The sequence below is a fragment of the Corallococcus exercitus genome (genome assembly GCF_003611585.1).
GTDB lineage: Bacteria > Myxococcota > Myxococcia > Myxococcales > Myxococcaceae > Corallococcus > Corallococcus exercitus.
In genome coordinates this window covers 1-8,994 of record NZ_RAVW01000400.1, presented here as the reverse complement: position 1 = coordinate 8,994, position 8,994 = coordinate 1, and the positions used below count along the sequence as shown (strand labels likewise).

Genomic DNA, 8,994 nt, shown 5'->3' with positions numbered 1-8,994 from the left:
TTCGCGGCCAGCCAGTCCAGGTGCGACTGCCCGGGCGCGTTCGTCGTACGCACCGTCGCGATGCCGCTGCCCTTCAGCTGGGCGTCCGCCTGATCCCAGTAGCGGCTGTCCACCCACAGGCCCGCGTACTCCGCCGTCACCACCAGCGTCGCCAGGGAGCCGGTGAAGCCAGACGCCCACTCCCGCCCCTTCCAGCGGCCCGGCAGGTAGGTGGACAGGTGCGGGTCGCTCGTCGGCACCCAGACCGCCGCCACACCGCGCTCCCGCATCACCTGTCGCAGCCGCGCGATGCGCTCGCGCGCCGCGGCCCCCTGCGTCTGCTCAAGGCCCATGGCTTCCTCCGTCGTTGCGCCGTCCGCGTCCTCATGCCGGAAACAGCGCGCCTTTTCGAGGCCCTCGCACACCGGGTGCCACCCGGGTCAAGACTCCCGGGAATCCCGCTGTCGCTCGGAAGACGCGGTGCGGCATCCCGGTGCGCCGTGGATCCGCGATGTGTTGTCCATTGATGGGAAAGCGCCGCGAGCCCCTGGGCCCGTGGCGCGCAGGTGCTTACCAAGCCGGTGGCCGCGGTGAGGAGCACGCGGCCCAGGTCCACCCGTCTCCTGAGCAGGTCTGGTTTCTCACCGTGCGACGCGTTCTCGCCATCCTTCCCTACGTTCCGCTGCCTTCGGATACGGGCGGCACCCTGCGCACGCTCGAGCTGGTGCGTGCCCTTGCCTCGCGCTTCGAGCTGGACGTGCTCGCGGTGCACCGGGCGGGCAACGACGCCGCGGGCTTCACGCGCTGGCTGGGAGAGCGGGGCGTGCCGGCCTCCAGGCTGCACCTGGTGGACCTGCCGCGCGTGGCACCCCGGGAGACGCTCCACAGCACCCAGGCCTTCCTGCGGGGCACCCCGCTCACCTACGTCCGCTTCGCGCGCCAGGGCCTGCGGGACGCCCTGCGCAAGGTGCTGACGGAGCGCGGCCCCTTCGACATCATCCACTTCGACCACCTGCACATGGCGCAGCTGTTGCCGCTGGCGCGCCAGCTCAACCCGTCCGCGCACCTGGTCATCGACGAGCACAACGTGGAGAGCCAGGTGCTGGCGCGCATGGCGCCCTTGAGCGCGCCGCTGCTGCGGCCGTTCCTGAACTGGCAGTTCCAGCGGGTGGAGCAGCTGGAGCGCGAGTGCGTGAGCCAGGCGGACACCGTGCTGGCGTGCTCGGACGTGGACGCCCAGCAGCTTCGCGGCCTGGGAGCGAAGCACGTGCAGGTGGTGCCCAACGGCGTGAAGCTGCCGGACTTCGCGCCCCGGGAGACCCTGGGTGATGACCTGGTCTTCGTGGGCTCCATGGACTGGTGGCCCAACGAGGACGCGGTGCTCCGGCTGGCGCGCGAGGTGTGGCCGCTGGTGTCGTCGGACCTGTCGGCGGGCAAGCTGATGGTGGTGGGCCGCAGCCCTCCCGCGTCCGTGCGCGCCCTGGAGAACGAGCGGCTGGTGGTGACGGGCTCGGTGCCGTCGGTGGCGCCGTACCTGGCGCGTGCGCTGGCGACGGCCATTCCGCTGCGCGCGGGCAGTGGGACGCGCCTCAAGGTGCTGGAGGCCGCGGCGGCGGGCGTGCCCGTGGTGGCCACGCGCCTCGCGGTGGAGGGGTTGCCGGTGGTGGAGGGGCAGCACGTGCTTCTCGCGGAGTCTCCCGAGGAGTTCGCCGCCGCGCTGCGCCGGCTGCGCCGGGATCCGGACCTCTGCAGCCGGCTCGCGAAGAACGCCCGCCGCATGGCGGAGGCCTTCGCGTGGGACGGCATCGGGGCGGGCCTGGGCGAGCTCTACCTGAACGCGTCGACCGTGGGTGGCACCGGGAACAAGCCGTCCAGGCCGGAAGCCAACTGAGCCTTTCCTGGGCGGGGCGCGGTGGAACTCCACCGCGCGCCGAAGCCTTCGGCCTCGGCATCCGTCTCCGCGGCTGAGAAGGCAAGAACCCCGCGAGAGCCCCCTGCAGCGGCGTCCTGCGCGAACTGGTCCGACTGTCGGACCAGTTGGACTCGCCATGGCAGGACGGCCTCCGCCCCATCCGGGCCGCGGCAACCTGTCCGACTGTCGGACAGGTTGGGCCAGTCATGGAAGGAGGGCGCCCGCGCCAACTGGTCCGACTGTCGGACAGGTTCGTGACCAGTCATGGCAGGAGGGTGTCCGCTCCATCCGGACCGCTTCAACTGGTCCGACTGTCGGACAGGTTGGGGCCGCGCCGGGCCAGAGCAGAGCCGGAAGCCACCGGGGCATCCGTGCAGCGCCTTGCCGGCCCTACCCGGCTGCGGCCTGGGCGTGAGGCTGATCCACCAGGGCGGGCAGGTAGAGCGATTCGATGTAGCGATTCGCCATCCGCTCCGGCGCGTGGTGGGCCACGACGTACTCACGCGCGGCCTGCGCCATCCGCGCCCTCCAGCCGGGGGCCGCCAGCAGCCCCGCGAGCGCGGAGGCCAGCGTGCCCGCGTCTCCCGGCGGCACCACGAGCCCGCGCCCCGTGCCCAGCACGTGGGGCAGCTCGCCGACTCCGGACGCCACCAGTGGCCGTCCCAGCGCCATCGCCTCCAGCGCGACCAGCGGCATGCCTTCCCTCAGGGACGGCATCACCACCGCGTCCGCCGCGGCGTACACACCGCGAACCTCCGAGCGGAATCCCAGGAAGCGCACCGGCAGTCCCTGCGCCTGCGCCTCCAGCGACTCGCGCAGCGGGCCATCGCCCACCAGCAGCAGCGTGGGCACCGTGGCGCCGGGCGTCCGGGCCAGGCGCTGCATCGCGTCCAGCAGCACCTGCGGACCCTTCTCCACCGACAGGCGTCCCACCAGCGCGATGACGGCCCCCTCCGGCGCCAGCCCCAGGGCCTCGCGGGCCTGGAGGCGCTCCTCCTCCGTGCACGCGTCCGCGAGCGGCAGCGCGTTGGGGATGTAGACCACCGGCGAGCGGTGGACGTAGCGGCGCAGGCGCGCGGTCAATTCGCGCGACACCGCCGCCACCGCGCTCGTGCAGTTGCCCAGCACGCGCGCCAGCCCTTCGTAGGCGATCAGCGCGGGCGTGGCGCCGGTGTCGCCATGGTACGTGGCCACCAGCGGCACTCCGGCGAGCGCGCTCGCGGCGGCCCCCAGCGTGAGCGACTTGTAGTCATGCGCGTGCAGCAGCCCCACGCCCCGGCGGCGGACCTCCGAGGCGAGCGTGGCCACGGCCATCGCGCTGAAGCGGCCGGGCACCTCCAACGTCAGCGCATCCAACCCCTGCTCCCGCGCCGCGCCCGAGAGCACGTCCACCCGCCCGGGCGAAACGAGGCTGCACACCTGCGCCCGCCACGGCGACGGCGTGGACGCGGCCAGCGACAGCAACGCCCGCTCCGCGCCGTACAGGCCGCAGGTGCTGCGCACATGGAGGATGGTGGAGTGCGGCACCCGTCGTTCTCCCGTGCCGCTCACGCCTGGGCGCGAGCCGCGGCGCCCCGGTAGAGCTTCGCGTACGTGTCCACCATGGTGGACAGCGAATAGCGCTGCACCTCGCGCTTCGCGGCCTCACCCAGGCGCGAGCGCAGCTCCGCGTCGTGGGCCAGGCGCTTCACCGCGCCGGCGAGCGCATCCACGTCCCCGGACGTCACCAGGAGCGCCGTCTCGCCATCGCGGTGCACCTCGCGGATGGCGGGGATGGCGTGCGACACCGTGGGCAGCCCCACCGCCATCGCCTCCAGCAGCGACAGCGAGCGGCCCTCACGGCGGGACGGCTGCACGTAGACGTCGAACGCGGGCAGCAGCTTGCTTGCCTCCAGCAGCGCGCCCGTGAAGTGCACCCGTCCGGCCAGCGGGGACGCGGCGGCGCGAGCGCGCAGCGTGGCCTCCATCGGGCCCGGCCCGATCATCACCAGGTGCGTGTCCTTCGCGTCCGCGAAGTGGCGCAGGAAGGCGTCCACCAGCAGGTCCGGGCCCTTCTCCTCGGAGAGGCGGCCCAGGTAGCCCACCACGGTGGCGTCCTGCGGAAGGCCCAGGCGCTCCCGAGCGGCCCGGCGGGCCTCCTCGCCCGTGGCGACCTCCAGCGGCACGCCGTTCTCGATGGTGACCACGTTCGACAGCAGCTTCGGGCTCCAGCGCTCCAGGCTGGCGCGCACTTCACTGCCGCACGCGACCAGGGACTGGGTGAACATGGCGGCGGCCATGGCCGCGGGGCGCAGCTTGCCCTGCGGCTCGACCGTCTGGTGGAAGGTGCCCAGGACGGGCGTGCGCGGACGCAGCGTCCGGGTGGCGACGGCGTTGAGCCAGGGCCCCACGTCGTGGCCGTGGACCACGTCGGCGCCAAAGGCGTCCACCTCCTGGGCCAGCCGGCGGATGGCCGTGGGCGTCATGCCCGCCAGGCCTCCCAGCCACACCGTGGGGACGTTGACGCGCTGGAGCAGCTCGCGCACCGGACCGTCCGGCCCCAGGGCCAGCACCACGGATTCGATGCCCCGCTCGCGGCCATGCTGGGACAGCCGGACCACCAGCTGTTCGAGTCCGCCCATCTCCAGGCCATACATCACGTGAGCCACGCGCGTAGGCCGCGCCGTCGGGTGCAGTTCGTTCGTCATGGACGCGGGCAAGCTAGGCACGCGCCCCCGGCCCACAACCCCCCGAGGGCCGCCCACCGCATGGCGGATGTCAGGCAGTGGAAGGTCCTTCGCGATGCGTGAAGGCACACCCGTCCTCCGAGGGAATCCGGCCCGTTTGCGCGAGGCCTCTGTCCTGCCGGAGACTCGTGTGCATCCGACGCCTACAGGCCCCCAAGGGGGGCCCTCCCGGAGCCCCGTTTGGGAATCCCCGATCACGACTTCCAGCTGCTCACCACCTGCGGTGATTCCTCGGAGGCCGCGCTCCTGCGGGCGCTCCTCGAAGCGAACAGCATCCCGTGCATCGTCCAGGGCGAGCAGCACCGGTCCATGCTGGGCGTGGCCGGGGCCTACATCGAGGTGCGGGTGCTGGTTCCGTCCGGGGAGCTGGAGCGCGCCCGGGAGCTGCTCAAGAGCGTGCCGCAGGAGGAGCCGCTCGGGAACGGCACCGCCGCGACGCCGGATCCCGACTCCGAGGAAGCCCACTGCGCGGTGCACGGCGAGCGCGCCACGCGGACCTGCAAGCGGTGCGGCAACTTCCTGTGCGAGCGCTGCGATGGAACCAGCGCCGGGCTCTGCGAGGACTGCGCCGACCTCAAGGATGCGGGCGCCCAGGTCCAACGCGGAAGGAAGCGCAAGGTCGTCGCATGGCTGATCCTGCTCTTCATGTTCGGACCGCTCCTCCTGATCATCCTGGCGAACGTCCTGGGCGCGCTGCTGCGCTGAAGCCGTCCTGACCCGGCGGGCACTCCCACCGCCGGGGACGTGGCAGCCTCCCGGGAATGAAGCCACACCGAGCCGCCCTGCCCGCCCTCCTCGCCGTGGCCCTGGCCACCGCGTGCGCCTCCACGCCGCCCGTGACCCGCACGTCCATGGACACGGCCACTCCGACGCGAACGGGCGCTCCCGCGAACGGCCTGCCCTACCGCCTCTTCGTCTCCGGACAGGCCTCCCCGCAACATGCGCACCGCCTGGTGGTGTGGCTGCATCCGACGGGCTCGGATGGCCTGACGCTGGTGGAGCCCCTGGCCGATGCATTCGCGGCTCAGGGCTTCGCGCTGCTGACGTTCCCCCGCGAGCACGCGGAAGGATGGAGTGGCACGGACGCCAACCGGATGATGCTCGGCACGCTGCCGGAGGTGGCACGTGTCCCCGGCGTGGATGCGGAACGGCCGGTGCTGCTGGGCTTCAGCGCGGGCGCGCAGATGGCGCTCGAGCTGTGGGCGGCACGTCCCGAAGCCTTCCGGGCCTTGGTCCTGATCGCTGGCGCCCCACGCCTGTCGCGCGGCGATGAACACACCCCACCCCGGACCTCCGCGCACGCGCGAGTGCCCATCCTGTCGTTCATCGGCGAAATGGATGGCAGCGCGCCCCTGTGGCGGACGGCGCGCGAAGCCTGGCGTACGGCCGGACTGAGACTGGACGTGCGTGAGGTTCCCGGCCAGGGCCACACGTGGCTGCTGATCCGACCTCATGAGCAAACAGCGCTGTTTCAATTCCTGGCGGAATTGTCCCCAGCGCCCTGACCTTTGCCGTCAGCCATGCGAGAAATGTCAACTAGCCATGGAATAACTGTATTTCAGGTTGACAGCATGCGAAGCCACGTCGGGTTTCACAGACAAGGAGTTCGACTTGCTTCGACATGCATCACGATGGGTCACGACGTTCGTATTGGGTTTCACCTGGATTCAGACGGGCTGTGCTCCCGCTGAATCGCCCACTCCGGAGACACAGGAGACCTCGGAGGCCGCGCAGCCGCTGCTGACCGGTGAGCGGTCGCTCCTGGGCACCACCGCGCTTCCGGCCGTGGCCGCCGTGGATGACAGCGGCGCGGTGGAGCTGGGGGTGCGCTTCCGCAGCGACGCGCCGGGGCGGATCATGGGCGTGCGCTTCTACAAGGGCGCGGGCAACACGGGCACGCACACCGGCAGCCTGTGGACGGCGTCCGGCACGCTGCTGGCCAGCGTCACCTTCCAGAACGAGTCGGCCTCCGGCTGGCAGGAGGCGCGCTTCGCCTCGCCGGTCACCATCGCGGCGGACACGAACTACGTCGTCTCGTATTTCGCGCCCGCCGGGCACTACGCGGTGACGGGCAACGGCTTCGCGTCCGCGCTGGATGCGCCGCCCCTGCACGCCGAGGCCACCACCAACGGCCTCTACCGCTATGGCAGCACCAGCGGCTTCCCGACCAACACGTTCAACGCGAGCAACTACTGGGTGGACGTGGCCTTCCAGGCCAACGACGTCACGCCCCCGCGCGCGCCCACCAACGTCACCGCCCTGCCCAACTCGTCCACCGCCATCGACCTGACCTGGTACGCGTCCGTGGACGGCTCGGGTGAGACGCAGGGCAACGCCCGCTGGCACCTGGTGTACCGGGGCAGCCAGCTCATCGCGGAGCTGCCCGGCACCACCACGCGCTACCGTGACACCGGCCTGACGCCCTCCACCGCGTACACGTACACCGTGCGCGGCCGTGACGCCGCCGGCAACGTCAGCGTGGCCTCCACGGCCGTCACCGCCACCACGCTCGCCAACACCGCCTGCAACCCGTGCAGCCTGTGGAACAGCGTGACGGGCGACCCGCAGTACGAGAACGCCGACGCCACCCCCACGGAGGTCGGCGTGAAGTTCCGCACCGACGTGGCGGGCACGGTGACCAAGGTCCGCTACTACAAGGGCAGCACCGACACCGGCCCGCACGTGGGCCACCTGTGGAGCGCCACCGGCACGCTGCTGGCCACCACGGAGACGACGCCCGCCGAGACGGGCTTCGGCTGGCGCGAGCTGTCCTTCGCCACGCCGGTGAGCCTGGCCGCCAACACGACCTACGTCGTGTCGTACTTCGCCACCGGCGGGCGCTACGCCATCACCCCGTACTACTTCAACACCGCGGGCGTGGACGTGCCCCCGCTGCACGCACCCTCCACCGTGGCGGCCAGCGGCAACGGCGTGCGCAACCTCAACGGCAGCGCGTTCCCCACGGAGGCGTGGCTCAACACCAACTTCTGGGTGGACGTGACGTTCGTCCCCTCGACGCCCGGCGGCCCCGCGACGGCGGACCTGACCGTGACGCAGGCGTTCCCGGATGGCACGGGCGCCAACGGTGACGTCCTCTTCTACGACATCACCGTGACGAACCAGGGCACGACGACCGCCACCAACGTCACGCTCGACGTCCCGGTTCCCACCGGCCTGAGCTACTTCTTCTACTCGGCGACGCCGCCGCCGGTCAGCGGCGGTGGCTGCTCGTTCGGCACCGACCTGCACTGTGACGCCTCCAGCCTGGCGCCGGGCGCGAGCTTCACCATCAACGTGCAGGCCATCCCCTTCAGCACCGGGACGTTCACCAGCCAGGCGACGGTCGCGTCCTCGCAGACGGACGCCACGCCGGGCAACAACACCCACGCGCTGGCCATCCCGGTGGGCCCGTCCACCAACCTCGTCACCTTCGACAGCTTCCCCGGTCAGGACGAGACCTTCAACGGCCCGCACGGCCCCATCCACTTCGGCCTCAACCGCTGGTACATCGCGTCGCCCTGGGGCGGGTTCAACACGAAGAGCGTGTCGTTCAACGGCGGTGGCCTCACCCAGGCCAGTCTGTCCATCTTCGGCCAGCGGCGCGTCCTGGGCCTGGATGCCTTCACGTGGGACAGCGGCGCCACGCTCACCCTGAGCTGCATCGACCTGCCCACCCTCACCTTCCCCCTGACGGCGGGCGAGGTGACACACGTGGTGCCGAGCTGGACGGCGCCCTGCACGGTCTTCACCCTGACGACGTCCAACGGCTGGGACACGAACTTCGACAACCTGGAGCTGTCACCGCGCCCCTGAGCGCGTGACGGGAAGGGACGGCGGGCATGCTTCACGGATGCCCGCCGCTCTCCGTTACGACGGCTTCTCACCCGCGCACGCGGCGGCACGCGAGCGCAGCAGCGCCTGTTCCTTCGCGTTGCGCGTGAGCGACGCCGCCCGCTCGAACTCCGCCCGCGCCTCCTTGAGCCGCCCCAGCTTCTGGAGCAGGTCGCCGCGCACGGCGGGCAGCAGGTGGTAGTGCTTGAGCGACGGCTCGGCCACGAGCTGATCCACCAGCTCCAACCCCACCGCGGGACCGAACGCCATGGACAGGGCGACAGCGCGGTTCAACTCCACCACCGGCGACGGCGTGAGCCGCGCGAGCACGGCGTAGAGCGCCGCGATGCGCTGCCAGTCCGTCTGCTCCGGCGTGCGCGCCCGCGCGTGGCACGCGGCGATGGCGGCCTGCAACACGTAGGGCCCCGCCGCGCCCGCCTTCTCCGCTCGCTCCAGCGCCGCGAGCCCCCGGCGGATGAGGAGCTGATCCCATAGCGCGCGGTTCTGCTCCAGCAGCAGCACGGGCTCCCCCGAAGGCCCCACCCG

8 protein-coding genes are annotated in these 8,994 nt (G+C 71.7%); 4 read left to right on the top strand and 4 right to left on the bottom strand.

What is annotated here, in order from left to right; all coding sequences use genetic code 11:
- The coding region (locus D7W79_RS33600; protein ID WP_208729908.1) for an aminopeptidase P family N-terminal domain-containing protein at nt 1–332 on the bottom strand (332 nt) is incomplete at its 3' end.
- Between the two features lie 293 nt (nt 333–625).
- Here D7W79_RS33600 and D7W79_RS33595 point away from each other — a divergent pair.
- Nucleotides 626–1,870 (top strand): glycosyltransferase family 4 protein, encoded by a 1,245-nt coding sequence (locus D7W79_RS33595; RefSeq protein ID WP_158617116.1) that lies wholly within the window; start codon nt 626–628, stop codon nt 1,868–1,870.
- A 411-nt stretch (nt 1,871–2,281) separates the two neighbouring features.
- Here the strand turns inward: D7W79_RS33595 and D7W79_RS33590 are convergent, their stop codons facing one another.
- Together D7W79_RS33590 and D7W79_RS33585 are read right to left on the bottom strand one after the other, a co-directional pair.
- A complete protein-coding gene (locus D7W79_RS33590) occupies nt 2,282–3,418 on the bottom strand; it encodes a glycosyltransferase family 4 protein (RefSeq protein WP_158617115.1) in 1,137 nt (378 codons plus the stop codon).
- A 20-nt stretch (nt 3,419–3,438) separates the two neighbouring features.
- A complete protein-coding gene (locus tag D7W79_RS33585) occupies nt 3,439–4,578 on the bottom strand; it encodes a glycosyltransferase (protein WP_120529425.1) in 1,140 nt (379 codons plus the stop codon).
- 219 nt (nt 4,579–4,797) lie between these two features.
- Between D7W79_RS33585 and D7W79_RS33580 the strand changes: the two genes are divergently transcribed.
- The 3 genes from D7W79_RS33580 (at nt 4,798) to D7W79_RS45925 (ending at nt 8,430) form a co-directional block, all read left to right on the top strand.
- Nucleotides 4,798–5,322, top strand: a complete 525-nt coding sequence (locus D7W79_RS33580) for a putative signal transducing protein (RefSeq protein WP_120529424.1) — start codon at nt 4,798–4,800, stop codon at nt 5,320–5,322.
- A gap of 56 nt (nt 5,323–5,378) precedes the next feature.
- Nucleotides 5,379–6,122: an alpha/beta hydrolase gene (locus D7W79_RS33575; RefSeq protein WP_147442175.1), complete on the top strand. Its 744-nt coding sequence runs from the start codon at nt 5,379–5,381 to the stop codon at nt 6,120–6,122.
- 106 nt (nt 6,123–6,228) lie between these two features.
- Nucleotides 6,229–8,430 carry a DUF4082 domain-containing protein gene (locus tag D7W79_RS45925; RefSeq protein ID WP_120529422.1) on the top strand — a complete coding sequence of 734 codons (2,202 nt, stop codon included), beginning with the start codon at nt 6,229–6,231 and terminating at the stop codon, nt 8,428–8,430.
- 54 nt (nt 8,431–8,484) lie between these two features.
- On the opposite strand, the gene D7W79_RS33565 is transcribed toward D7W79_RS45925, so the two are convergent.
- The coding region (locus D7W79_RS33565) for an RNA polymerase sigma factor (protein ID WP_500681249.1) at nt 8,485–8,994 on the bottom strand (510 nt) is incomplete at its 5' end.